The sequence below is a fragment of the Streptomyces sp. NPDC002795 genome, from assembly GCF_042888725.1.
Lineage (GTDB): Bacteria > Actinomycetota > Actinomycetes > Streptomycetales > Streptomycetaceae > Streptomyces.
This window is the reverse complement of the sequence record NZ_JBIAQB010000010.1, coordinates 61093-83974: the sequence shown is the minus strand read 5'-3', so window position 1 is coordinate 83974 and position 22882 is coordinate 61093. Positions and strand designations below refer to the sequence as shown.

Here is a 22882-nt window from a genome sequence, read left to right as displayed (position 1 = left end):
TGCCCTGCGAACATGCGTGCGGGCGCATCGCGAGCACTTATTCGGTCGTAGGTGCGAAGGCTCATACCAGAGCGGGACCTGGGCCGTCGGAGTTTGTCAACTGCCCCTCGCGTATATGCCGTTGGCGACTACCGTGTGTGCTCGTCGTGCGACGCCCGGTCGCGCTGCCAGCTGCCTTTTCATCTGCCGAGCCACCCTCCCTGAACTCATAGAACCGAGGACGAGGTCGCCGTATGTCCCAGCTCCGCCAGTCGGCCGCCCGCGCAGACCGCCGCGAAGGCGGTCGGCACGGCAGGCCGGCCGGGCGGGCCGCGCCGCAGCCGACCGAGACCCACATACGCTCCCAACTCCTGCGCATCGCCATCCTGCCGCCGCTCGCGGTGGCACTCGGCGCGAGCGCGGCCGTGCTGTTCGTCCTCCAGCACACAGGAGTGCGGACCAGCCCGACGCTGTGGGCGGTGCTCGGCGGTGCCTGCCTGGTGACGCTCGCGGGCATCGTGATCGCCGCCATCGCCGCGCGGCGTGCCGCCGCCGTCGTACGCGACCGGGTGCTCGCGCTGCGTCAGGGCGCCGCGCACCGGCAGTCCGAACTGCGCTCTCTGGTCGAGCAGTTGCGCAAGGGCGAGGAGCCGCCGCCACGCCGCGCACCCGCCGTCGGCGCCCCGGGAGGTGACGACTTCGACCGGCTCGCCGTCGACCTCGCGCGCGGCCACGACGTCGCGGTGACCGCCGTCGTCCAGGCCACCCAGCTGTCCAGCCAGGCAGGCAGCCGACAGAAGGTCGAGGTGTTCGTGAACCTCGCCCGGCGCCTGCAGTCGCTCGTGCACCGGGAGATCAGCCTTCTCGACGAGCTGGAGAACCAGGTCGAGGACCCCGACCTGCTCAAGGGCCTCTTCCACGTCGACCACATGGCCACGCGCACCCGTCGGCACGCCGAGAACCTCGCCGTGCTCGGCGGCGCGGTCTCGCGTCGTCAGTGGAGCCATCCCGTGTCCATGACCGAGGTGATGCGCTCCGCGATCGCCGAGGTCGAGCAGTACTCGCGGGTCAAACTCGTGCCGCCGATCGACGGCACGCTGCGCGGGCACGCCGTCGCCGACTGCATCCACCTGCTCGCCGAACTCGTCGAGAACGCAACAGTGTTCTCCGCCCCGCACACCCAGGTGCTGCTCCGCGCCAACCAGGTGACCTCCGGGCTCGCCATCGAGGTGGAGGACCGCGGCCTCGGCATGCCGGTCACCGAGCAGAACAAGATGAACACGCTGCTCACCGACCCCGACCAGGTCAACGTGGCCAGCCTCCTCGCGGACGGCCGCATCGGCCTGTTCGTGGTCTCGCAGCTCGCGAGGCGGCACGGCATCACCGTGCGGCTGCAGACCAATATCTACGGGGGAGTGCAGGCGGTCCTCGTGCTGCCCCAGGACCTGCTCGGCGGGGACGGAGACACGGACGGCGCGGGCGTGCGCATCCCTCATGTGCGCAAGGCCGCCGCGGCGGCGACGGCGAACAGCGTGCTCGGAAGCGAGCCCGCGCCATCGGCGAACGGCCACCGGGCGGGGCCGCCACCGCAGTCCGGCCCGGACACCAACAGCACACCACCCGCACCGGCCAACGCACCCACCCCTGCGCCCCCTTCACCCTCCCCACTCCACGGAGCCGTCTCCGTGGTGCCCCGGCAGCCGCACACGGGAACGCCTCCCGCGGGCACCCCCATGGGCACGCCTCCCACCGGCACGCCGACCACCACACCCGTCACGGCGGCGCCCTCCACGGGCACACCAGCGGACACGTCCCCCAACGGCACACCGCCCGCCGCTCCCCGCCCCGGGACCCACGGCGCCCCCCTCCCGCAGCGCGTCGCCGGCGACTCCCGCCCCACCCCCGCCGCGGCCCTCCCCGGCATCCGCCCCGAGGCCCGCGAGGCCGCCGCCCACGCCGAACCCCCGGTCGCCCGGCCCGAGGGAACCGTGCGCGGCACCATGAGCCGCCCCCAACTGCCGCGCCGCAGGGCCCAGGAGCACATCGCCCCGCAACTGCGCGGCGGCCCCGCACCGCGCAACGAGGAGGCGGCCCCGTCCGTGCACGACCCCGGCCTCATGGCCGCCTTCCAGCGCGGCATCACGCTCGCCGAGTCGGCCGAACCGCGCGGCCCCGGTGACGAGGGGCCGGACGCCCAGCGGCGGGAGCCGGGCCCCGACGACCGAGGCGGCGCCCCTGCATGACCACCGTGACGCCGCACACGCGCCCGCCCCCGCCCCCGTACACGTACGAGCACGCCACTACGCGCGCGTACCCACCGGAAGGCCAGCACCGCGTCCGCACCCGCCCCAGCCGGTCCCCCACCTCCCCGCACCACACCCAGCAGTCCACCAAGGAGTCGATCCCCCATGGCGAGCGATGTGCCGACGGGTCATGTGTCCGATCTCGACTGGCTGATGAGCGGCCTCGTCCAGCGCGTTCCCCACACCAACAGCGCCGTGCTGCTGTCCTCCGACGGCCTCGTCAAGTCCGTGCACGGGCTCGACGCGGACAGCGCCGACCACATGGCGGCCCTCGCCTCGGGGCTCTATTCGCTCGGCCGCAGCGCGGGCATCCGCTTCGCCGACGGCGGCGACGTACGGCAAGTGGTGGTGGAGCTCGACTCGGCGCTGCTGTTCGTGTCGACCGCGGGCTCCGGCACCTGTCTGGCGGTCCTCGCCGGGCGCGACGCGGACGCGGCCGTGCTCGGCTATGAGATGGCCATGCTCGTCAAGAGCGTGCGCCCCTACCTGGCGACCGCACCCCGGCAGCCCTCCGCCCAGCCCACGGCGATGAGGAATTGACGGTGGCGGCCCCGCAGGACGGGCCATGGCTGGACGGCGCCGCGGGCCGGCTCGTGCGTCCGTACACGATCAGCAACGGACGCACCCGGCCGAGCACGTCGATGGATCTGCTCACCCATGTGATGGCCACCGGGGCGACCCCCCTCGGCTATCTGGGTCCGGAACACAGCCAGGCGCTCGACCTGTGTGCGCAGCCCACATCGGTCGCGGAGATCGCCGGTCATCTGAAGCTCCCGGCAGGCGTGACCAAGGTGCTTCTCTCCGACCTCGTCGACTGCCAGGCGATCACTACCAAGCCCCCCACGTTCCACGACAACCCCACTGACCGGTCCCTACTGGAGGCAGTGCTCGATGGACTACGACGCCAGCTCTGACCCTTTCCCCACCGCACTGAAGATCCTGGTCGCGGGCGGGTTCGGGGTCGGCAAGACGACCTTCGTAGGGGCCGTCAGCGAGATCGCTCCGCTCAGCACGGAAGAGCTGCTCACCACGGTCAGCGCGGACACCGACAACCTCGACGGCATCGAGAACAAGGTCGAGACGACGGTCGCGATGGACTTCGGGCGGATCACCCTCGACCCCGAGCATGTGCTCTATCTGTTCGGTACGCCGGGCCAGGAGCGCTTCTGGTTCATGTGGGACGAGCTGTCCGAAGGCGCCCTCGGAGCGGTCATCCTCGCGGACACGCGCCGCCTGGAGGACTGCTTCGCCGCCGTCGACTTCTTCGAGGAGCGCGGCATGGGCTTCATCGTGGCGGTCAACGAGTTCGACGGCTCCTACCGCTACGAGGCCGAGGAGGTCCGCGCCGCCATCGACCTGGACCCGGCGGTGCCCGTCGTGCGCTGCGACGCGCGCATCTCGAGCTCCGGCATCCAGACGCTGCTCACCCTCGTACGACACCTGCTGGCGCACGCACCCGCGACCGCCACGGGGTTCGGAGCCCACACGTGACGTACGACGCGACCAGAAGGCTGCTGCTGACCCCGCAGGACCAGGAGGGTGTCGAGCGGGCCCGCCGGTTGCGCAGGCTCGACCTGGGACAGCGCGCCGAGCCGGTGTTCGACCGCTTCGCGGACCGGCTCGCCGAGGTGACGGGCGCTCCGTACGCCATGGTCAACTTCATTGACGAGAACCGGCAGTTCTTCGCAGGGCTGCACACTCCCGATGGTGACCACCGGGGCGGCGAACTGGGCGCGGTGGCGGCCGCGGCGGCCAAATCGACGTCTAGGGAAGGTGAAGTGGCGCGCTACATGGCGCGCGATCACGGTTACTGCCCACATGTAGTGGTGCGGCGCAAAGCACTCGTCCTTGAAGACGTGTGCGACTACCCACGCTTCGCGGGCAACCCTGTAGTCGACGAAATCGGCATCCGCTCCTACTTGGGCGCGCCTTTGATCGACGAGCGTACGGGGCTCGCCCTCGGCACCGTGTGCGCGGTCGCGACCGAGCCCCGCCCGTGGGGACAGGCGGGGCTCGCGACCATCAAGGGGATGGCGGGTGAACTGATGGAACTGGTGCGGGGGCGGGGCGACCTACTTGGCTAGGGCGTGTTTCGAAAGTCCCGACTGCCTCGCGCTCCGGGCGGACGACGCTACTTTCGAGACAAGCCCTGGGCCCGCACCGCACGGGCGTCCCTGCGCTGCTTGATGTAACCGCCCCCGGCCAGCGCGACCACCAGGATCGCGGAGACGAGCAGTTGGTCGCGGCCGTCGGCGGTGGTGGCCATGACGACGAAGACGCCCACGATCGCCGCCAGGGCGAGCCAGGACAGGTACGGGAAGCCCCACATCTTCACGGTGAGCAGCTCGGGCGACTCGCGCTCCAGGCGGCGGCGCATCTTCAGCTGCGCGAGGCAGATGAAGACCCAGCCGACGAGGATGGCGACACCGGTCGTGTTCATCAGCCAGGTGAAGACGGTGTCGGGCCACCAGACGCCGGCGAACACCGCGAAGAATCCGAAGAGGCAGGACGCGAGCACCGCGGCCACCGGCACGCGGCGGTGCACCCGGCCCAGGAAGCGCGGGCCGAGGCCGCGGGAGACGAGCGAGTAGGCCATGCGGGACGAGCCGTAGATGTTCGCGTTCATCGCCGACAGCAGGGCGACCAGGATGACGGCCTGCATGATGGTGCTGGCGGCCGGGATGCCGAACTCGCTCAGGACGGTGACGTAGGGGCCGTCGGTGGCGACGTTCGGGTCGTCCCACGGCACCAGGGCGACGACCAGCGCCATCGACCCTACGTAGAAGAGCGCGATGCGCCACACGGCGGTGCGCACGGCGCGTGCCACGTTCTCGCGCGGCTTGTCGGACTCGGCGGCGGCGATGGACACCGTCTCCAGGCCGCCGTACGCGAAGACGGCGGTGAGCAGTCCGGCGATCAGGCCGGAGGCCCCGGTGGGGAAGAAGCCGCCCCGGCCGGTGAGGTTCGAGGCGCCGGGGGCGTCACCGAAGACGCCGAAGATGCCAAGCACGCCCAGGACGAGGAACGCGCAGATCGCGGTGACCTTCAGGGCCGAGAAGAAGAACTCGAACTCGCCGAAGTTGCGCACGGCGGCCAGGTTGCTCAGGCAGAAGAACACCATGAAGACGGCGACCCACCCGTAGGCGGGCAGGAACGGCACCCAGCCGTGCATGATCTGCCCGGCGGCCGTCGCCTCGGCGGCCACGCCGCAGGTCAGCATCACCCAGTACATCCAGCCGGAGGTCGCCCCCGCCCAGGCGCCGAGTTCGCGCTCGGCGTGCACGGAGAACGAGCCGGTGGCCGGCCGGGCGGCGGACATCTCGCCGAGCATCCGCATCAGCAGCATGACCACGAATCCGGCGCCCGCGAAGAGGAGTACGACCGCGGGCCCCGCGGCGGCGATTCCGGCACCCGACCCTACGAAGAGGCCCGCGCCGATGACACCGCCGAGGGCGATCATCGAGAGGTGCCGCTGCTTGAGGCCGTGGCCGAGTTCCGTGCCGGTGGGGGCGTCCTCGACGTCGCCCGGCGTGGCGCCGACGTCGGATCCGGCCTGCGGCCGGTCCGTGACGGAGGTCCGTGTCATGGTCGTGCCTGTTCGCTGTCTGAGACGGGTTGAAGTGCGGCGACAGTATGCGAGCAAGTGGGACGCGCTGCGTCGGGCGTCCGTTATTCGGACACACCGTTCGTTGAGCGGACCAACGGGTCGTTCTTCAGAGCGGCCGCTTGAACCATTGGCGCGCCGACGCCTGCGACAGCAGCACGACCAGGGCGATGGCCCCCAGGAGCGGCACGATTCCGCTCGCTCTGCGATTCCTGCTCATGCCGCCGAGGAACACCAGGATCTGCACGCCCGCCAGAACGATCACCGTGACGCGTGCGCTGTTGCCCGCCGATCCGAAGCGCAGGGCGAAGCCGCCGATCACGAACCGACGATGCTCAGACCCACGAGAACGAAGGCGAGCACGCGCGCGGCGCGCACACTCGACGGCATCTCCAGCATCGGCGGCACCCCGGGACCCGGCCCGTAGCCGTACCCATGCCCGTAGCCGTACCCATGCCCGGGCGGCACCTGGCCGTACTCCGTGGATACGTGGATACGTGGACGCCGTGAAGCCGCAGAGCATAGCGAAAGCATGTACGAGGGCGGGGTGTTGGCCGCGCCGTCCGGGGCGCGGGCGGGTCTGTAGGAAACCTGGGGCGCCGCTTAAGAAAACCTCGATGGACCGAACGCGCCGCGTACGGAAGAGTCTGCGGTGTCGGCGGACCGCATACGGGACGTATCCGGATGACTGCCGCGGCACGCCCCCACCACCCATTCTCCCTCGCACGCGGGCCGGTTCGCCCTGCCCGCATGCGCGACGACAGGAGTCGAACCCTTGAAGGCACTGGTCAAGGAGAAGGCCGAACCGGGTCTGTGGCTGACGGACGTCCCCGAGCCCGGCGTCGCCCCCGGGGACGTACTGATCAAGGTCCTGCGCACCGGGATCTGCGGCACCGACCTGCACATCCGCAGCTGGGACGGCTGGGCGCGGTCGACCGTCAGCGCGCCGCTGGTCGTGGGCCACGAATTCGTCGGCGAGGTCGTCGAGACGGGCCGCGACGTGAGCGACATCGCCGTCGGCGACACGGTCAGCGGCGAGGGACACCTGGTGTGCGGAAAGTGCCGCAACTGCCTTGCCGGGCGCCGCCACTTGTGCCGGGCGACGGTCGGCCTCGGCGTCGGCCGCGACGGCGCGTTCGCCGAGTACGTGGCGCTGCCCGCGTCGAACGTGTGGGTGCACCGCGTCCCCGTCGACCTCGATGTCGCGGCGATCTTCGACCCGTTCGGCAACGCCGTGCACACCGCGCTGTCCTTCCCGCTCGTCGGCGAGGACGTACTGATCACGGGGGCCGGCCCCATCGGCCTGATGGCGGCGGCCGTCGCCAGGCACGCCGGCGCCCGCAACGTCGTCGTGACCGACGTCAGCGAGGAGCGTCTGGAGCTGGCGCGGAAGGTGGGCGTGAGCCTCGCCCTGAACGTGGCGTCCTCGACCGTCGCCGACGGCCAGCGCGAACTCGGCCTGCGCGAGGGCTTCGACGTGGGCCTGGAGATGTCCGGCAACCCCGTCGCGATGCGCGACATGCTCGCGAACATGACCCACGGCGGCAAGATCGCCATGCTCGGCCTGCCGTCCGAGGAGTTCGCCGTCGACTGGGCGCGGATCGTCACCTCGATGATCACCATCAAGGGCATCTACGGCCGCGAGATGTTCGAGACCTGGTACGCGATGTCGGTGCTCCTGGAGGGCGGCCTCGACCTCTCGCCGGTGATAACCGGCAGGTACGCGTACACCGACTTCGACGCGGCGTTCGAGGACGCGGCAAGCGGCAAGGGCGGCAAGGTCATCCTGGACTGGACCGCCTGAGCGCGTCCGAACCTCCCTCCGAACTCCCCCTCTGTAGAAGGACTCACGTCATGTTCGACAACGCGCGCGCAGATTTCCAGGCCACCCTCGACGAGATCGCCGCCGCGGGCCTGCACAAGCCCGAGCGGGTCATCGGCACCCCGCAGTCCGCCACGGTCGACGTCACCGCGGGGGGCCGTCCCGGCGAGGTGCTCAACTTCTGTGCGAACAACTACCTGGGCCTCGCCGACCACCCCGACGTGATCGCGGCGGGCCACGCGGCCCTCGACCGCTGGGGCTACGGCATGGCGTCCGTCCGCTTCATCTGCGGCACACAGGAGGTCCACAAGGAGCTGGAGGCGCGCCTGTCGGCCTTCCTCGGCCAGGAGGACACGATCCTGTACTCCTCCTGCTTCGACGCCAACGGCGGCGTCTTCGAGACCGTGCTCGGCCCCGAGGACGCGGTGATCTCCGACGCCCTCAACCACGCGTCGATCATCGACGGCATCCGGCTGTGCAAGGCGAAGCGCTTCCGCTACGCCAACCGCGACATGGCCGACCTGGAAGCGCAGTTGAGGGCGGCGTCCGGAGCCCGCAGGAAGCTGATCGTCACCGACGGCGTCTTCTCCATGGACGGCTACGTGGCGCCGCTCGCCGACATCTGCGACCTCGCCGAGCGCTACGACGCCCTGGTCATGGTCGACGACTCGCACGCGGTCGGCTTCGTCGGCCCCGGCGGCCGCGGCACCCCCGAGCTGCACGGCGTCATGGACCGCGTCGACATCATCACCGGAACCCTCGGCAAGGCCCTGGGCGGGGCGTCCGGCGGCTACGTCGCGGCGCGCGCGGAGATCGTCGCGCTGCTGCGCCAGCGTTCGCGCCCGTACCTGTTCTCGAACAGCCTCGCCCCGGTGATCGCCGCGGCGTCCCTGAAGGTCCTGGACCTCCTGGAGTCGGCGGGCGACCTCCGCGAGCGCCTCGCGGCGAACACCAAGCTGTTCCGTACGCGGATGGCCGAGGAGGGCTTCGACATCCTCCCCGGCGACCACGCGATCGCCCCCGTGATGATCGGCGACGCGTCCGTCGCGGGGCGCATGGCCGAGCTCCTCCTTGAGCGCGGTGTCTACGTGATCGGCTTCTCGTACCCGGTGGTGCCGCAGGACCAGGCCCGCATCCGCGTCCAGCTGTCGGCGGCGCATTCCACGGAGGATGTGAACCGGGCGGTGGACGCGTTCGTGGCGGCCCGCGCCGAGCTCGGCTGACATCCCGTACGGGGGCGATGTCAGACCCGTTTGCGAGAATCGCCTCATGATCGAAGCGCGGCGGCTGCACATCCTCCGTGCGGTGGCCGACCACCGCACCGTCACGGCTGCGGCCGCCGCGCTGTACCTGACCCCTTCGGCGGTCTCGCAGCAGCTCACGGCCCTTGAGCAGGAGACGGGCCACAAGCTGGTCGAGCGCGGTGCGCGTGGGGTCCGTCTGACGTCGGCGGGCGAGATCCTCCTGACCCACACCAACGCGGTCCTCGCTCAGCTGGAGAAGGCCGAGGCCGAGCTGGCCGCGTACAGCGCGGGCGAAGCGGGCACGGTGACGCTCGCCTCCTTCGCGACGGGCATCGGCCTGGTCGTGGGCCCGGCGCTCGCCCTTCTGTCGAAGACGGCACCCGGCATCCGCGTCCGCGTCCAGGACGCCGAGGGCGACGCCAGCCTGCCGATGCTGCTCGACCGGCAGATCGATGTGGCCGTGGCCGTCGACTACCGGGGCGCGCCGGGTGCCGACGACGACCGGATCACGCGCGTGCCGCTGTACGCGGAGCCGTTCGACGCGGTCCTCCCGCTCACGCACCGGCTCGCGGCCGCGGAGTGGGTGCCGGTCGCCGACCTCGCCAAGGACACGTGGATCGGCCCGTACCCCGGCAACCCCTGCCACGACGTCGTCGTCCTCGCCTGCGAACACGCCGGTTTCTCCCCGCAGTTCGAGCACTCGTCGGACGACTTCCGTGCCGTAGTCGCCCTCGCCGCCGCGGGCGCGGGCGTGGCGCTCGTCCCGCGCTCGGCCCTGCACGGCGTGGACCTGACCCAGGTGGTGGTGCGGCCGATCAACGGTGCGGTGCCGGCCCGGAAGGTCTTCGCGGCGGTGCGGCACGGGGCGGAGGCACATCCGCTGATCCGGCCCGTGCTTGAGGCACTGGGGGAGGCGGCGGAGGGCTGAGCAGGCGTAGGACGTCCAGGGCACAAGTGGCTCCAAGCGCTTGAGGGCCTACGGTGCGGGGGAGGTGCAGGCCAGCACACACCCGCACCCGCACAGCCCCGCCCCGCCCACAGGGCCGTACGGACCGTCCGAGAGGAAGCCGCCAGATGACCGCCACAGACCCGACGTACACGACGAGCGCGCTCAGTACCGGTGACGGCGCCGCCGTGGCCACGTACACCTGGCTGCCCGAAGGCGGCAGGCCCCGCGCCTTCGTCCAGATCGCCCACGGCGCGGCCGAACACGGCCAGCGCTACGACCGCTTCGCCCGCCACCTGACCTCCCACGGCTACGCGGTCATCGCCTCCGACCACCGCGGCCACGGCGCCACCGCCCAGACCACGGGCGGCTACGGAGTCACGGACGACAGTGACCCCGGGACCGTCGACGCGTGGGTGTCGATCGTCGAGGACATCAAAGCGATCGGCGACCAGGCGCGCGCCCTTTACCCCAACGTCCCGTTCGTACTGCTGGGCCACAGCCTCGGCTCGCTGCTCGCGCGGGACTACGCGCAGCGGTACGCGGACGACCTGGTGGCCCTGATCCTCTCCGGCACCTTCCGCTCCCTGCCCGGCGCCGACAACGAGGGCGATATCGCGGCCCTGGAGTCCCAGGTCGCGGCCGACGGCCGAGCCGCGTCCTCGCCGTACGTGGGCAACCTCTTCTCCTCCTTCAACGACCCGTACGAGCACCGCACCGGCTTCGAATGGCTCTCGCGGGACGAGGCGGAGGTCGACAAATACGTCGCCGACGAACGCTGCGGTTTCGACTTCTCGGCGGGCCTGTCCCTGGACTGGGTCCGCGCGGTGCGCCGCATCAACGACCCGGCGAACCTCGCCCGCATCCCGGCCGACCTGCCGATCCACATCGCGGTCGGCACGGAGGACCCGTGCAACCAGCGCATGACGCTGGTCCATGAACTCCTGGAGGACTTCCGCTACTTGGGCGTCCAGGACCTCACCTGGAAGGGCTACGAGGGCGCCCGCCACGAAATCCTCAACGAGACGAACCGGGACGAGGTACAGGCGGACCTGGTGGCGTGGCTGGACAAGCGGGTGCCGTGAGGGTGAGCGGCCGGTCCCGTCTGCCGGGGCATTGTCAGTGGCGTTGGTTACGGTTCGTTGCATGCTGGACGCCGAGGATGTACGCACCGTAGCCCTGTCCCTCCCGGACACGACCGAGAAGGTCGCCTGGAGCATGCCCACGTTCCGGGTCGCGGGGAAGATGTTCGCCACGCTGCCCGAGGACGAGACGTCGATAGCGGTGCGCTGCCCGAAGGAGGAGCGCGACGAACTCGTCCTGTCCGAGCCGGACAAGTTCTGGATCGCGGACCACGAGGCGTCCTTCGCATGGGTCAGGGCCCGCCTCGCGGCCCTGGAGGGCACGGCCGAGCTGCGCGACATCCTGGCCGACTCCTGGCGCCAGGCGGCCCCGTCCCGACTCCTGGACGCACACCCGGAGTTGGGTCTTCCCCGTGCAGGGTGAAACCACGTGAGGCGCCGCGCATCCACATGGCATGATCCGCTCGCGAGGGCGAGCCGCGCGCGTGCGGTGCGCCATGGGGACGACGAACGGGGAACGTGGATGGTCGACCGGGCGGTCGATGGCGAGGACGCCGGGGTGGCGCCCCGGCGCGGCATCTGGACCCGCGACTTCGGCCTCTTCTTCACGGCGAGGGGTGTGGCCAAGCTCGGCGACAGCATGCTGCCGGTCGCGCTCGCGGCGGGCCTGCTGCAGTACGGATACGGGGCGGGCGCGGTGGGCCTCGCCATGGCCTCCTCGGTGGCCTGCTTCGCCGGACTGGTCATCTTCGGCGGGGTGCTGGCGGACCGTTTCAATACACGCCTGCTGATGACGGGCGCCGACGTCGCACGTCTGGTGACCCAGTCCCTGGCGGCCGTCATGTTCTTCAGCGGCCACGTCGTGCTCTGGCAGATCTGCGTCATCGGCGCGGTGAACGGTTCGGCCGCGGCGATCTTCCAGCCCGGCGTCGCCGGTACGGTGCCCCGCCTGGCATCCGACGTCCAAGCGGCGAACGGCGCGATCCGCGTGGCGGAGTCCGGCGCACAACTGGCGGGCCCTGCGGTGGCAGGCGTACTGGTCGCGTTCGCCTCACCGGGCCTGGTCTTCGCTGCCCACGCGGGAACGTACGGCGTGAGTGCCCTGTGTCTGCTCCTCCTGCGCCTGCCACCGGTGTCACGGGACAGTGCGAAGGCGCGCACCCGAGGCGCCTTCCGATCCGAACTGGCGGAGGGCTGGCGGGAGTTCAGATCGCGAAGATGGCTCTGGGGGGTGATCTCGGTCTGGTGCGTGCTGATGATAGGAGCGTGGGGCCCGGCCGTCCCCCTGGTGGCCGTCCAGGTGACGCAGGAGTACGGCTCGGGCGCGTACGGACTGGTGAACTCGGCGCTCGGCGCGGGCACGGTCATCGGCGGCGTACTGGCCCTGCGCGTGCGCCCGCGCCGGATGCTGCGTGCGGGCGCCCTGGCCCTGTTCGGCTTCGCCCTGTTCCCCGCGACGGCGGGAGCGGGCCTGGGCGTGCCGTGGATGATGGCGGGCTGCGCGGTGGCAGGGGCCGGCATGTCGTTCTGGGGCGTGATGTGGGCGACGAGCGTCCAGACCCAGGTACCGCGCGAGGTCCTCAACCGCATCCACGCCTACGAGGTGGCCGGCTCCATCGCCATGCAGCCGGTGGGCCAGGCACTGGCGGGCCCGGCGGCGGCCACCTTCGGCACGCAGCAGGTCCTGCTGGCGGGCGGGGTGATCACGCTGATGGTGGCGACGACAATGATCTCGATCCCGGCGATCCGAGGCCTGGTCAGAGCAGACGCGACACAGCTCCCGCTTCCACTCCCACCTACGCCGGAACTCCGACGGGCGCGGCGCTACGGGAGAGCAGAAACCCGCTGATCCGTTCCCGCAGCGTCCCCGCGTCGAGCCCGTGCCCGGCGACGTGCTCCTCGACGCTTCCGTACCGCCGCAGCTCGCGCCGCCCGACGCCGAGCCCGAGGATGCGGTGCGGCAGATCGGCGAGCGCGTCATTGGCGGCGCCGGTGGAGGTCCCGGCGAGATATGGCTCGACGATCACGACGTCGGCGAGGTCGTGTCGCCCCACGGCCCGCCGCAGCCCGGCGCCATCAAAGGGCCGAACGGTGGTCCCGTACAGCACACTGACATCGAGCCCTTCGGTGGCGGCCAGCACGCTGTCCAACATGGGCCCGACGGCGACAACGACTCCTCGCCGCCCCTCCCTCACGGACAGGAACCGCTCCCCGTCCACGGGCAGCGCCTCCCGATTGCTCTGTACCGCGAGCCGCACGTACTCCCGCGAGTCACTCACGGCATCGCCCCCGGCCCCGACGGCATGCCGCAGCAGGACCTCGGCCTCATCGGGATGCCCGGGCACATGCACCCGCCACCCGTCGAGGGTGTCGAGCAGTGACACATCACCGGGAGCCATGTGTGTGAATCCCCCGGAGGACACGTCGTACGACGCGCCCGCGCTCACCAGCACACCACCGACCCCCTGATGCCCGAAGTCCAACTTCACCTGCTCAAAGGGCCGTTCGACGAGGAAACTCGCGAAGGTGTGCATCACGGGCCGCATCCCGGCGAGCGCGAGACCCGCCCCGGCCCCGACGAGCAACTGCTCCCGGATCCCGACATTGATCACCCGCTCCGGATGCCGCCGAGCGGCCCCGGCAAAGGGCGCCGCCCCGATCTCGGCGAGCACGACGGCGACACGAGGATCCTCGTCGAGAATCTGGGAGAGGACGGGGGCGAAGCGATCACGCATGGTGTCCACGAGGGCGTTCCTTCCGGAAGGGGGAGTGGTGCTTGGGGGTGTTGGGGGGTGCTGGGAGTGCTGGGGGGAGGGGAGAGAGGGCGAGGGACGAGGGGCCCGGGGGGGCTCACTCAAACTTGGGCTCGACACGGGCGACGACGACGTGCGGCCGCCCCGGATGTGGCGCGCTGAAGGCCTGGTACAGAGCCTCGTGATCCCGCCCGTCGACGGTCACCGTCGACCACCCGGCGGCCTCGAACCGGGCGGCGATGCCCCCGGCCCGGCCGTAGGTGGCGGACAGGTTGTCGACGACGACGGTGTGCAGCCGCTCGAGCCCGAAGGCCCCGGCGAAGGCGATGGCCTCGTGATTGCTCCCCTCGTCGAGCTCGGCGTCCCCGACCAGGGTCCAGACCGCCGGCTCGCTCAGCCCCTGGGCCCGCAGCCCGAGAGCGGTCCCAACGGCGATCGGCAGCCCGTGCCCCAGGGACCCGCTCCCGATCTCCACGCCCGGCACGAGCACCCGGTCGGGATGATGCCCGAGCCGCGACTCATACGCCCCGAACCCACTCAGCCACGCCTCGGGCACGAACCCCTTGGCGACGAGCACGGCGTAGTACGCCATGGGCCCATGCCCCTTGGACAACAGAAACCGATCCCGCCCGACTTCCTTGACACTCTCCGGCCCGACCCGCAACACGCGGTCGTACAGCACCCACAGCACGTCGAGGGTGGAGGTGGCGGCGGGCCCGTGCTTCTCGTCACCGGGCATGAGACTCATGAGCCGCGGCAGATCCTCGTAGCGATAGCTGTGGCGGTCGGGGGTTCCGGTGGCTGGGGTGGTTCCGGCGGTTCCAGCGGTTGCGGCGGCTCCGGCGGCTGGGGTGGCTCCGGTGGGACCGACGGCTCGGGCGGTCTTGGTGGCTCGGGTGGCTCCGGTAGTACTGGTGGCGATGGCATCGTCATTCGCTGTGGTCGTCATGCAGGCAGCGTGCAACCTCAACTTTGCTTGAGGTCAACCCCTGGCTTGTCGTGCCGCGCCCCTCCCCGACCGCCCACTGAAAGGGATGCGCGACCACTGCTCCGAGTGCGGTATGGTTTCTCTGCGCGTTCGGCCAGGGGGAAACCCCAGGTCAACGAGTATCGGGACGTGGCGCAGCTTGGTAGCGCACTTGACTGGGGGTCAAGGGGTCGCAGGTTCAAATCCTGTCGTCCCGACAAGTTCGAACGATCGAACGTCGCAGGTGAAGGGCCGTTTTCGAACGGCCCTTTTTCTGTTGCTCCCACGCTCCCAGTGGGAGTGTGGCGAGTGGGAGCGGGCTCCCACTGTCCCCTTGCCTGATTGCTCCCACTCGGGCCGATGCGCACATATTCGATTCCTTGCGCGCGTGTTCACATCCGTACCCGGTTTGTTACCGCTGGCTCCCCGTCCTATGGGTGACTTTTTGGGTATGTGCTTGCGCTCTTCGTGCTGGTGGGGGTCGCTCCTGGTGGGAGTGGGGTCGGGAGCGGGGTCCCCTTGGCTGGAATCTGAGTTATGGGGCCATGCGAAATTTTGACCCCAGTTCCGATTTCGGGTGGGTGGTATGCGGCTTTTCGGTGGTGGCTGTTGTGGGCTGCATTGAGAGGTTGAACGCGGGTGGGAGCGGTTTGGTGAGGTTCGCGGGTGTTGAGCGTTCTGGGGAGCGGGTTGTCGCTGCCGCGTCCGCTCCCATCGCGGGGCCTCACGCGCCTGGATCCAATGGGTGGCTTCAGTCCCGGGGTCGCGTTGTGAAAACGATCTCCGAATCGGGGGAGTGCTGGGGTACGTCCGTGTTCGCCATTGCCCTCCGGGCCGTCGGAGCGGCCGGGCGGCAGTGGTCTCCCGTGTGTGGCCGTACGGGCTGCGGCCTTGGCCGGGACATCCTGCGCCAACTGATCAGCCTCTATGTCCCATCGGCCCTCTCCTTGCCCGGTGCACGGCGAGCGCCGGGCCTCCATGTCCACCTGGGCCGGACTGTCAGCCGCGCCTGCTGGCGGGGCGGAAAGGGGGGAGTCGTGATCTCTGTCCGGGAGCTTGTTCCCGCGTGCCGGTGAGCGGGCTACGTGCAGTGCCCGACGCGCTGTTGCACGTTTGCAGTGGCTTTGGGGTTCCCGGAGCGCGCGGTCACTCGAAGGCGGTCAGGGGATCGCGGCCATGCTCTTCGAGGTATGTGGCGTGGTCTTCGGTGACGCGGTCGGGCACGACGAGCGTGCAGTACTGCCAGAAGTCCAGGAGTGCATCCAGCACTTCGCGCGGCGTGAACTCGTCGGCTACGTGCTCCACGAACTCGTTTTGCACAGAGACGATGTCTCGGTCCGCCTCGACGTAGAAGGCATTGCCGCTCAGTTCCTGCGGAGCCTCGACGCGGCCGGTGCTCACACCATGGATGACATCGACCATGTCCAGGACGGTGTGCGGTGACAACTGAACGTCGCCGGTGATCCACACCCCGAGGACACGGAACTCCTCAGGGCCGGTGTAGGCGGGATACCCCGAGGAATCCTCAGAGAAGTACTTGGTCTTTGGCGTCATCTTGTCTTTCCGTTCCACTACTTCGGCAGCACAGGGTACGCAGTGATCGCGTCGCCCGTGACCGAGTCGAAGTAGCCTTCGATCCTGATCCCCTTGTATGTGCCGCGCCACATGTTCATCGAACCCTCGACGACCTCGGAGTTGCTGAAGGCGGTCTCGATCGCCCGGTTCACCTCCTTGGGTGTCCAAGTGTCCGGGAAGAAGGTGCTGTTCACGCGCTTCTGCACCCACTCGCCGTTGCGAGGGTTCTTCATCCACACCGGGCCGCGGGTGAGTCCGGTCTTGTTGTCACGGCCGGTGATTTTGGGCACCTTGGTGCCGACCGGGTCCTTGCCACCCGGTCTGTGGTGATAGCCCGTCGGTCTGCCTGCCTTGTTGATTCCGCCCTTGTGGATGTGCTCGTACACGTCGTCGGGGATGTGGCCATTCGGTTTCCCCTTCATCCACAGGACGCCGGAGCCCGGGAGGCCTCCGCCCTCACCCGCCAGCGCCAGGCGAGGGCCCGCGACATTGAGGTCGGGAAGCTTGATGCTGTTGAGGACGGTCTTCAGCCCACCCGCGTTATTGATGGCTGCGGCCCCACTGCCTGCTCCGGTGAGTGCCCCACCGAGCAGGGCGCCGGCCACGCCGGCCTCCTGGGCATGCTGGAGGCTGATCGATTCTTGGTCGCCCGCAGCCACGTTGCGCCTGCCGAAAACTCCATCCGCGCAGGTCATGCGGCATGGTGGTACTCGTGCAGGATGCCGCCGAGGCGTGCACGTCTTCGTATGTCCAGGCGCGCGATCTCCTCTGGATCGACTGGCACAGGCGCAGGACGAAGCGGGCGGGCGTTCGCGATTCCCTGGTGAGGCCGATGGGAGTTGTAGAAGTCTTCGAACTCCCGCAGGGCGTGGCGGAGATGGTGTTGGTTCCAGATCAAGGTGCGGTCCAGGAGTTCACGTCGGCAGGTCTGCACCCACCTTTCCATGATTGAGTTCATTCTCGGCATCTGGACGCCGCTGAGCACGACCTCCATCCCCGCATCGCGCAGGATGACGTCGAATAGATCGGGGAACTTGCCGTCCCGGTCCCGGATCAACAACTTGGCCCTGGAGCCGGCATCTTCGAGGTCCATGACAAGGTTCTTCGCGGCCTGCGCCACCCAGGAGGCGGTCGGGTGCGCGGTCGCGCCCAGGACCCGAACCCGGCGGGTACGGTGCTCGATGACCGCGAAGACGTACAGCCTCGACCCGGACAAGGTGATCGCCTCCAGGAAGTCACAGGCCAGCAGGGCCTCGGCCTGCGAGCGAAGGAAGTCCGCCCCGGTGCTCGAGCTTCGTCCGGGCGCAGGGTCGATCCCAGCCTCCCGCAGGATCTCCCAGACGGTGGAGGCAGCCACCTTCACGCCGAGGATCAGGAGTTCGCCGTGGATGCGACGGTAGCCCCAGTGGGGATTCTCCCGGGCCAGGCGCAGGACCAGAGCGCGGATGGAGTGCACGGTGCGCGGCCGGCCTGGGCGCTTCCGTCGCGACGCGGCAGCGTGGCGGCGTGTTACCAGGCTGCGGTGCCAGCGCAGGACCGTGTCCGGCCGGATCAGCAGCCGCAGCCTGCGCAGCACATCTCGCGGCAACCGATGCAGCAGCGCCGCCAGGAACGCCCGATCGCTTGGGCTGAACCGCACCTTCTGCTTGCCGAGTTGGCGCTCCAGGACCGTAATCTGGTGGCGCAGGGCGAGGATCTCGACGGCTTTGTCCCGATCGCTCATCGGCAGCAGGCGCAGCATCGCGAACGCGTTCACCATGCCCAAGTAGGCCAGTCGCAGCAGCATGGTGGGTCATCATGCACCGGCGCTCGTCAGCCGGGCGAGAGTCCCGGCTTCATCAGCCACAGATGCCAGGCCTCAGACTCCGCACACGCTGGTTCCGACCAGGACGGATGAGTTTTCGGCAAGGGCAGGTTGAGGACGACCCGGACAACACGACTCGATTCGTCGTGCTGTCCCGAGACGCCGACTTCGCCCCTGTGACGAGCGGGCCGAACATGACGAGTCTGTTCTTCGCGGTGCGGAACATCCCGAGCGCCCTGTACAAGGCGCTCGGGGGTTTCGCCAGCAGCGGGGTGAATCTCACCAAGATCGAGAGTTACCAGATGGGTGCGGGGCTCAACGCGAGCTGTTTTTATGTCGAGATCGAGGGCCATCCCGACGATCCGCGTGTCGCGCTCGCGCTACAGGAGCTGAGCTTCTTCTCGTCCGAAGTCCGCGTACTCGGTGTGTATCCAGCGCACCCGCACCGACTGCGGGAGCGGCGCGCGTTCGTACAGTGAGGTGTTTTCATCCTGATGCGACCGCGAGGTGAAGGGCGAGCACGGCCTCGACGATCGCGGTGATGCGGTTGGTGCTGCAGCGCAGCTTGCGCAGGAGGCGCCAGCTCTTGAGCGTGGGCATAGCCTGCTCGCCGAGGCAGCGGATCTTTGCGTGGGTGGTGTTGTGACGTCGTCGCCCCCGCTTGAGGCGGCGCCCCTTGAACGGGACGCGGACGTTGCGGGCCGCGCCCTGATAGGCCTTATCGGCCCGGCATCTGAGGCCAGCGTCGGCGAGTGCGTCGATGATGCCGTGCTCACGGGCCGCCGCCAGGTCGTGGGTGGCGCCGGGCAGTGCGGGCGAGGCCCACAGCAGCCTCCCGAACAGATCGGTCAGCACCTGCACGTTCATGCCGTGGTGCCGCTCCTTGCCGGAGTAGTAGGGCCGGTCGGCGGCGATCCGGTTGATCGGCAGCACGGTGCCGTCCAGGGTCACGTACGCCTTCGAACGGGCCGTCACCATTGCCTCGTCGAGCGTGGGCGCGAGCGCAGCCATGACGTCGATCGCCTCGCGGACGTAGCGGTAGACGGTGGCGATCCCGATGCCGAACCCGGCCGCGAGTTGCGCGTACGTATCGCCACATCGCAGGTGGGCCAGGGCCAGCAGGGCCTGGCGCCGGGGAGTCAGCCGCCGCCACCGACTGCCGATCTCTCGGTGCCGCGTGGCCAGCACCTGGCTCAGGTGACGCAGGTGCGCGGTGGACAGATCGTTGGCCGACGGGTAGACCAGCACGCGGAGCTCCTAGCGACGGTTGATCTTGGTCGACAACTCGTCTACCAGGAGCTTCGTCGTTCTGCAGATCCGTCCAACTCGCAGTCACTCTCGCCAGGTTGGAAGGTCCTCAGTTCTCCGTCATCGCGCTGCCCGGCTTGTCCCGGCAGGAGCTGCTCTCGATCTCTCCCTCTTGCGGCTTGGCCTCGTCCCGGTCGGCCTTGGGGACCTTGGGGAGGTTGATCTGGAAGTCGCGGTCCCAGTCGTTCCCGTTCACGTATTCCAACAGGGCCGCCTTCAGCTTCTCGCAATCCTCGCGGTGGCCCTTGTACATGGCGATGCCGTAGTCGTTGTAGGCGCCGAACGTGATGCCGGGCGCGACCTTGAGCCGGGGATCGGAATCCATGAAACCGTAGAGGATCAGCTGGTCGGTGGAGATCGCGTCGACCTTCTTCGCCACCAGTTCGCGGACGCAGTCGCGGGCGTCCGTCAGCTCGCTCGTGCCGATCCCGTCGTAGTCCTTCTTCTCCAGCTCTGTCGCCGACGTAGTGCCCTTCCAGACGCACACCAGCTTTCCATGGAGGTCATCGAGGCTCCGGTAGCGCTTGGTGTCCTCGGTGCGCACGAGAACGCCCTGTTTGGTGGAGGCGTAGGGGCCCACGAAATCGAGGTTGTCGCCGTCGTCCTCCTTGGTGGCCATGCGTGTCTCAGTGATCGAGTAGGTGGCCGCCATGAGGTCGACCTCGCCCTTCTGCAGGGCGCGTGCCCGGTTCTGGGACAGCACCCCTTCGAAGTCGGGGGACTTGACGTCGACCGCGGAGAGGACCTCCTTGGCTACGGTGACGTCGAACCCGTTGAACTCGCCGTCGTGCGGCGAGTAACTCGTGCCCGGCTGATCGCTCTTGGCGCCGACCTCGACCTTCTCCCCGTCCTCGAACAGCGACGACTGCTGTTTGCCGCAGCCGACCAGGGACACCGCGGTGAGTGCCGCCGCGGTGAGGGTGATGGCGACGGGGTGCGTACGGCGTTCTGCGTTGCCCATGGACCACGGTCCTCTCAGTCGTTGTGGAGCGTTCCGCGGGCCTGTGCAAGCCGCATGGCGCAGCCCGTCTCCGTGTGCACCGCGACCTCGAACCGGACGGCGCCCTCGCGTCCGCCCAGGTCGAAGTCGACCGTCGACGTCGTCGGCACCTCCTTCGTGCCGGGGGAGATGCCCGAGGTGACGGCGGTGATCGTCGCCGTGGTCCGGCCGACGCAGGTGGGAGTGTCCGGGTCGTCGTCCTCGATGGTCAGCCGCAGCCGCAGCGAGTCCCGTACGTCGCCCGGGAGGGGGCGTAGCATCTCCACGGTGAGCGGGTCGCCCCGGTGGCCCACCGGCTGCGCTCCGCTGATGTGCATCTCCACGCCGACCTCGCCGGTCCGGTCGACATCCACCCAGGCGAGCGCGCCGCCCCCGCAGCACAGGGCCGAGACGACGGTCAGCGCGCTGCGCACGACCTTGCGCCGCTTCGCCTCGGCACGCGCCTGCCCCTCGTCCCGTACCTGCCCGGCCCGGTCGGCGGGATACAGCGTGGCGGCGCCGGCCACGAGCACGGCGACGACCACGAGAACGTAGAAGCCGGTGTACTGATTCTGTGGACCGCCGGGCCAGTGCACGACGGCGAAGACGGTGAAGCCGACGGTCGCGACGATCACGACGGAGGCGAGCACCGCGAGCCAGGCCACGTCCTTGCGGAAGCGAATGCCCCCGAGGTTGAAGGTGGCGTTCGGGCCGACCTGACCGATGGCGGCCGAGTGGTCGCCCGTCGTGGTCGTGGTGGAGCCGGTACGTCCGCCCTGTGCGCCCGCGCCGTCCGTGCCGGGGCCCGACGTGGTCATGCCGGGCCTCCACGGTGGCCGTCGCCCCCGAGGTTGAAGGTGGCGTTCGGCCCGACCTGACCGATGGCGGCCGAGTGCGCCCCGTGGCTCGTGACGTTGTACGTGGGTGCGGCGGCGGGCGCCGCGAGGAGCTGTGCCAGGCGGCCCTCGTCCAGGCCGCCTTCGTGTCGCCGCTCGCACACCCACGTCGTCAGGGCGTCGGCGAGGCGGGCCCGGTCCTCGGCGGAGAGTGAACCGAGGAGCTGGTCGGCCCGCTGCTCGCTCCGGTCGCCGGTGAGGACGAGCGAGGTTTCCCGCCCATCCTCACGCCGGAAGAGCCTGCGAAAGTATCCGCGGCCCGCTTCGATGGAGCCGTCCGTGATGCGCTGCGCGGCGCTCGCCACCATGGCGGCGCCCAAGGTGTTCGCTGCCATGGAGAAGTACGTCGCGAGGTCCGTGGAGATCTCCGGAAGTCCAGTCATGACGCCCCCGTCACCCAGTAGTTGTGTGCATCTGCCAAAGATGTCAACGGGCTTATGCTAAAGGGCTGTTGATGTTTCTGACAGGTGTTTCGTGAGGGTCCGGCGGGACGCGGACTACCGACGGCGAAGGCCCTGTTCCCAGCACGACTCATCGGGGAGCAGGACCTTCGGTAGCGCTGACTCCTCCGCCGCCTCGTACTCGTGCGCGCGCCCTCCGTGCCACTGGCTCTGCGGCGAGCCCCCGTACCAGCGCTTCGGCATCGTCCAGCCCGGCGCGGGGACCAGGCCGAGGATCACGTGGCCGACTGTGACCCGTCGCCCACCGGAGGGCGGCGGGCGGTGCACGACTATCACGGGCGCCATGCCACCAAGGTGAGCCCAACCGCGGCGCGACACGCGGCGACGGGCCAGAGCGAGCACGGCCTGGACGTGCCGCTTGGCCTCGGCCCTCTTCCTGTCGTAGAAACGGCGCGAGTTGGGGTCGCAGCGGATGCTGACCAGGGCGGATTGGTAGAAGACGCGTTGCATGCGTCGGTGGTATCGCTTGGGACGGTGGAGGTTGCCGTTGACCTGCCCGGAGTCTCGTGGTGCAGGCGCCACGCCGGCGAAGGCGGCGAGCCGGTCCGGAGTGGGGAACGCGTCCATGCTGCCGCCGATGGCGGCGAGGAGTTCGGCGCCCAGGACGGCGCCGATGCCGGGCATCAAGGTGACTACATCGGCGAGCTCGTGCTCGCGAAACCGGACCTCGATGAGCTTGTCGACCTCGGTGATCTTCTCGTTCAGGGCCAGCACATCCCGCGTCAGCGCGTGCACCATCTCGGAGATCGCCTTCTCGCCGGCAACGGCCGTGTGCTGGCGCTCTGCAGCCTCGACGGCCTTGGCCGCGAGGACGTCCGGACGGTAGACCTTGCGGTTGCGCAGCCAGGTCGTCAGATGCCGTTGCCCCATGCGGCGAATCGCCACCTGGTTCTGATGCGCCGTCAGCAAGACCAAGGTGCCGACTCTGCCCAAGTCCAGAGCCCGTTCCAGAGCCGGGAACATACCGTTCAACAGAGACTTGAGTCGGTTGAGCGCGCGAGTCCGGTCCTCGACCAGGTCGGAACGGCGCTCGGTCAGCAGGCGCAGTTCGATGGCGGCCTCGTCACCCGGGCGGATCGGCTGCAGATCCCGGCGCATCCGGACCTGGTCGGCGATCACTTTCGCATCCCGAGCGTCCGTCTTGCCCTCGCCGCGGTAA

General features: G+C 69.5%; 23 protein-coding genes, 1 tRNA gene and 2 pseudogenes. 13 read left to right on the top strand and 13 right to left on the bottom strand.

Annotation, left to right across the window (positions count from 1 at the left end):
- Positions 1-233 precede the first annotated feature (233 nt).
- The 5 genes from ACFYWS_RS28680 to ACFYWS_RS28660 all read left to right on the top strand — a co-directional run bounded on the left by ACFYWS_RS28680 (position 234) and on the right by ACFYWS_RS28660 (position 4366).
- The gene (locus ACFYWS_RS28680) at positions 234-2222 is read left to right on the top strand and encodes an ATP-binding protein (RefSeq protein WP_389281217.1); all 1989 of its coding nucleotides are present in this window, start codon (positions 234-236) and stop codon (positions 2220-2222) included.
- A 165-nt stretch (positions 2223-2387) separates the two neighbouring features.
- Positions 2388-2822: a roadblock/LC7 domain-containing protein gene (locus tag ACFYWS_RS28675; protein WP_389281215.1), complete on the top strand. Its 435-nt coding sequence runs from the start codon at positions 2388-2390 to the stop codon at positions 2820-2822.
- A gap of 2 nt (positions 2823-2824) precedes the next feature.
- Positions 2825-3196, top strand: coding sequence for a DUF742 domain-containing protein (locus tag ACFYWS_RS28670; RefSeq protein ID WP_326017958.1), 372 nt, complete (start codon positions 2825-2827; stop codon positions 3194-3196).
- Positions 3174-3773 carry an ATP/GTP-binding protein gene (locus tag ACFYWS_RS28665; RefSeq protein ID WP_389281213.1) on the top strand — a complete coding sequence of 200 codons (600 nt, stop codon included), beginning with the start codon at positions 3174-3176 and terminating at the stop codon, positions 3771-3773. The genes ACFYWS_RS28670 and ACFYWS_RS28665 overlap by 23 nt, the downstream gene beginning before the upstream one ends.
- Positions 3770-4366 carry a GAF domain-containing protein gene (locus tag ACFYWS_RS28660; RefSeq protein WP_389281211.1) on the top strand — a complete coding sequence of 199 codons (597 nt, stop codon included), beginning with the start codon at positions 3770-3772 and terminating at the stop codon, positions 4364-4366. Before ACFYWS_RS28665 ends, ACFYWS_RS28660 begins: the two co-directional genes overlap by 4 nt.
- Positions 4367-4413: 47 nt before the next feature.
- Here the strand turns inward: ACFYWS_RS28660 and ACFYWS_RS28655 are convergent, their stop codons facing one another.
- The 3 genes from ACFYWS_RS28655 to ACFYWS_RS28645 all read right to left on the bottom strand — a co-directional run bounded on the left by ACFYWS_RS28655 (position 4414) and on the right by ACFYWS_RS28645 (position 6354).
- A complete protein-coding gene (locus ACFYWS_RS28655) occupies positions 4414-5868 on the bottom strand; it encodes an amino acid permease (protein WP_389281209.1) in 1455 nt (484 codons plus the stop codon).
- Between the two features lie 127 nt (positions 5869-5995).
- Positions 5996-6208 (bottom strand): hypothetical protein, encoded by a 213-nt coding sequence (locus tag ACFYWS_RS28650; RefSeq protein ID WP_389281207.1) that lies wholly within the window; start codon positions 6206-6208, stop codon positions 5996-5998.
- The gene (locus tag ACFYWS_RS28645; RefSeq protein ID WP_389281206.1) at positions 6205-6354 is read right to left on the bottom strand and encodes a hypothetical protein; all 150 of its coding nucleotides are present in this window, start codon (positions 6352-6354) and stop codon (positions 6205-6207) included. Before ACFYWS_RS28645 ends, ACFYWS_RS28650 begins: the two co-directional genes overlap by 4 nt.
- A gap of 307 nt (positions 6355-6661) precedes the next feature.
- On the opposite strand from ACFYWS_RS28645, the gene tdh reads away from it, so the two are divergent.
- From tdh to ACFYWS_RS28615, 6 genes are all read left to right on the top strand, one after another.
- A complete protein-coding gene (gene tdh / locus ACFYWS_RS28640; RefSeq protein WP_389281205.1) occupies positions 6662-7690 on the top strand; it encodes an L-threonine 3-dehydrogenase in 1029 nt (342 codons plus the stop codon).
- Between the two features lie 50 nt (positions 7691-7740).
- Positions 7741-8931, top strand: a complete 1191-nt coding sequence (locus tag ACFYWS_RS28635; protein WP_389281203.1) for a glycine C-acetyltransferase — start codon at positions 7741-7743, stop codon at positions 8929-8931.
- Between the two features lie 46 nt (positions 8932-8977).
- Entirely contained in the window at positions 8978-9880 is a 903-nt protein-coding gene (locus tag ACFYWS_RS28630) for a LysR family transcriptional regulator (RefSeq protein ID WP_389281201.1), read from the top strand.
- Between the two features lie 146 nt (positions 9881-10026).
- A complete protein-coding gene (locus ACFYWS_RS28625) occupies positions 10027-10983 on the top strand; it encodes an alpha/beta fold hydrolase (RefSeq protein WP_389281200.1) in 957 nt (318 codons plus the stop codon).
- Between the two features lie 61 nt (positions 10984-11044).
- The gene (locus ACFYWS_RS28620) at positions 11045-11404 is read left to right on the top strand and encodes an MmcQ/YjbR family DNA-binding protein (RefSeq protein WP_389281199.1); all 360 of its coding nucleotides are present in this window, start codon (positions 11045-11047) and stop codon (positions 11402-11404) included.
- Positions 11405-11503: 99 nt separating this feature from the next.
- Positions 11504-12829: an MFS transporter gene (locus ACFYWS_RS28615; RefSeq protein ID WP_389281197.1), complete on the top strand. Its 1326-nt coding sequence runs from the start codon at positions 11504-11506 to the stop codon at positions 12827-12829.
- On the opposite strand, the gene ACFYWS_RS28610 is transcribed toward ACFYWS_RS28615, so the two are convergent.
- Positions 12777-13724 (bottom strand): transketolase family protein, encoded by a 948-nt coding sequence (locus tag ACFYWS_RS28610; RefSeq protein ID WP_389281196.1) that lies wholly within the window; start codon positions 13722-13724, stop codon positions 12777-12779. The two genes, ACFYWS_RS28615 and ACFYWS_RS28610, sit on opposite strands and share 53 nt — an antisense overlap.
- 106 nt (positions 13725-13830) lie before the next feature.
- Positions 13831-14481, bottom strand: coding sequence for a thiamine pyrophosphate-dependent enzyme (locus tag ACFYWS_RS28605; RefSeq protein WP_389281194.1), 651 nt, complete (start codon positions 14479-14481; stop codon positions 13831-13833).
- A 363-nt stretch (positions 14482-14844) separates the two neighbouring features.
- On the opposite strand from ACFYWS_RS28605, the gene ACFYWS_RS28600 reads away from it, so the two are divergent.
- Positions 14845-14918 (top strand) — tRNA-Pro (locus ACFYWS_RS28600).
- A gap of 928 nt (positions 14919-15846) precedes the next feature.
- Here the strand turns inward: ACFYWS_RS28600 and ACFYWS_RS28595 are convergent.
- The 3 genes from ACFYWS_RS28595 to ACFYWS_RS28585 are packed head-to-tail and all read right to left on the bottom strand — an operon-like array spanning position 15847 to position 18061.
- Positions 15847-16254 carry a hypothetical protein gene (locus tag ACFYWS_RS28595; RefSeq protein WP_389281193.1) on the bottom strand — a complete coding sequence of 136 codons (408 nt, stop codon included), beginning with the start codon at positions 16252-16254 and terminating at the stop codon, positions 15847-15849.
- A 17-nt stretch (positions 16255-16271) separates the two neighbouring features.
- A complete protein-coding gene (locus tag ACFYWS_RS28590) occupies positions 16272-16934 on the bottom strand; it encodes an EndoU domain-containing protein (RefSeq protein WP_389281191.1) in 663 nt (220 codons plus the stop codon).
- A gap of 32 nt (positions 16935-16966) precedes the next feature.
- A complete protein-coding gene (locus ACFYWS_RS28585) occupies positions 16967-18061 on the bottom strand; it encodes an integrase core domain-containing protein (RefSeq protein WP_389281189.1) in 1095 nt (364 codons plus the stop codon).
- Positions 18062-18189: 128 nt separating this feature from the next.
- On the opposite strand from ACFYWS_RS28585, the pseudogene ACFYWS_RS28580 reads away from it, so the two are divergent.
- Positions 18190-18558: pseudogene (locus ACFYWS_RS28580) on the top strand (prephenate dehydratase); the annotation flags it as partial.
- 7 nt (positions 18559-18565) lie between these two features.
- On the opposite strand, the gene ACFYWS_RS28575 reads toward ACFYWS_RS28580, so the two are convergent.
- The 5 genes and pseudogenes from ACFYWS_RS28575 to ACFYWS_RS28555 form a co-directional block, all read right to left on the bottom strand.
- Positions 18566-19327, bottom strand: coding sequence for a transposase family protein (locus tag ACFYWS_RS28575; RefSeq protein WP_389281187.1), 762 nt, complete (start codon positions 19325-19327; stop codon positions 18566-18568).
- A 109-nt stretch (positions 19328-19436) separates the two neighbouring features.
- Positions 19437-20348, bottom strand: a complete 912-nt coding sequence (locus tag ACFYWS_RS28570; RefSeq protein ID WP_389281186.1) for a transporter substrate-binding domain-containing protein — start codon at positions 20346-20348, stop codon at positions 19437-19439.
- 14 nt (positions 20349-20362) lie between these two features.
- Positions 20363-21184: a hypothetical protein gene (locus ACFYWS_RS28565; RefSeq protein ID WP_389281184.1), complete on the bottom strand. Its 822-nt coding sequence runs from the start codon at positions 21182-21184 to the stop codon at positions 20363-20365.
- Positions 21181-21645 carry a hypothetical protein gene (locus ACFYWS_RS28560; RefSeq protein WP_389281182.1) on the bottom strand — a complete coding sequence of 155 codons (465 nt, stop codon included), beginning with the start codon at positions 21643-21645 and terminating at the stop codon, positions 21181-21183. The genes ACFYWS_RS28565 and ACFYWS_RS28560 overlap by 4 nt, the downstream gene beginning before the upstream one ends.
- 390 nt (positions 21646-22035) lie before the next feature.
- Positions 22036-22881, bottom strand: a pseudogene (locus ACFYWS_RS28555) (IS110 family transposase); the annotation flags it as partial.
- Between the last annotated feature and the right edge of the window lies 1 nt (position 22882).

Bases quoted from the DNA above. Each gene is read 5' to 3' on its own strand.
- ACFYWS_RS28680 (WP_389281217.1), top strand. From the start codon at position 234: ATGTCCCAGCTCCGCCAGTCGGCCGCCCGCGCAGACCGCCGCGAAGGC.
- ACFYWS_RS28675 (WP_389281215.1), top strand. From the start codon at position 2,388: ATGGCGAGCGATGTGCCGACGGGTCATGTGTCCGATCTCGACTGGCTG.
- ACFYWS_RS28665 (WP_389281213.1), top strand. From the start codon at position 3,174: ATGGACTACGACGCCAGCTCTGACCCTTTCCCCACCGCACTGAAGATC.
- ACFYWS_RS28655 (WP_389281209.1), bottom strand. From the start codon at position 5,868: ATGACACGGACCTCCGTCACGGACCGGCCGCAGGCCGGATCCGACGTC.
- ACFYWS_RS28635 (WP_389281203.1), top strand. From the start codon at position 7,741: ATGTTCGACAACGCGCGCGCAGATTTCCAGGCCACCCTCGACGAGATC.
- ACFYWS_RS28630 (WP_389281201.1), top strand. From the start codon at position 8,978: ATGATCGAAGCGCGGCGGCTGCACATCCTCCGTGCGGTGGCCGACCAC.
- ACFYWS_RS28625 (WP_389281200.1), top strand. From the start codon at position 10,027: ATGACCGCCACAGACCCGACGTACACGACGAGCGCGCTCAGTACCGGT.
- ACFYWS_RS28620 (WP_389281199.1), top strand. From the start codon at position 11,045: ATGCTGGACGCCGAGGATGTACGCACCGTAGCCCTGTCCCTCCCGGAC.
- ACFYWS_RS28615 (WP_389281197.1), top strand. From the start codon at position 11,504: ATGGTCGACCGGGCGGTCGATGGCGAGGACGCCGGGGTGGCGCCCCGG.
- ACFYWS_RS28605 (WP_389281194.1), bottom strand. From the start codon at position 14,481: ATGAGTCTCATGCCCGGTGACGAGAAGCACGGGCCCGCCGCCACCTCC.
- ACFYWS_RS28595 (WP_389281193.1), bottom strand. From the start codon at position 16,254: ATGACGCCAAAGACCAAGTACTTCTCTGAGGATTCCTCGGGGTATCCC.
- ACFYWS_RS28585 (WP_389281189.1), bottom strand. From the start codon at position 18,061: ATGCTGCTGCGACTGGCCTACTTGGGCATGGTGAACGCGTTCGCGATG.
- ACFYWS_RS28570 (WP_389281186.1), bottom strand. From the start codon at position 20,348: ATGGGCAACGCAGAACGCCGTACGCACCCCGTCGCCATCACCCTCACC.
- ACFYWS_RS28565 (WP_389281184.1), bottom strand. From the start codon at position 21,184: ATGACCACGTCGGGCCCCGGCACGGACGGCGCGGGCGCACAGGGCGGA.
- ACFYWS_RS28560 (WP_389281182.1), bottom strand. From the start codon at position 21,645: ATGACTGGACTTCCGGAGATCTCCACGGACCTCGCGACGTACTTCTCC.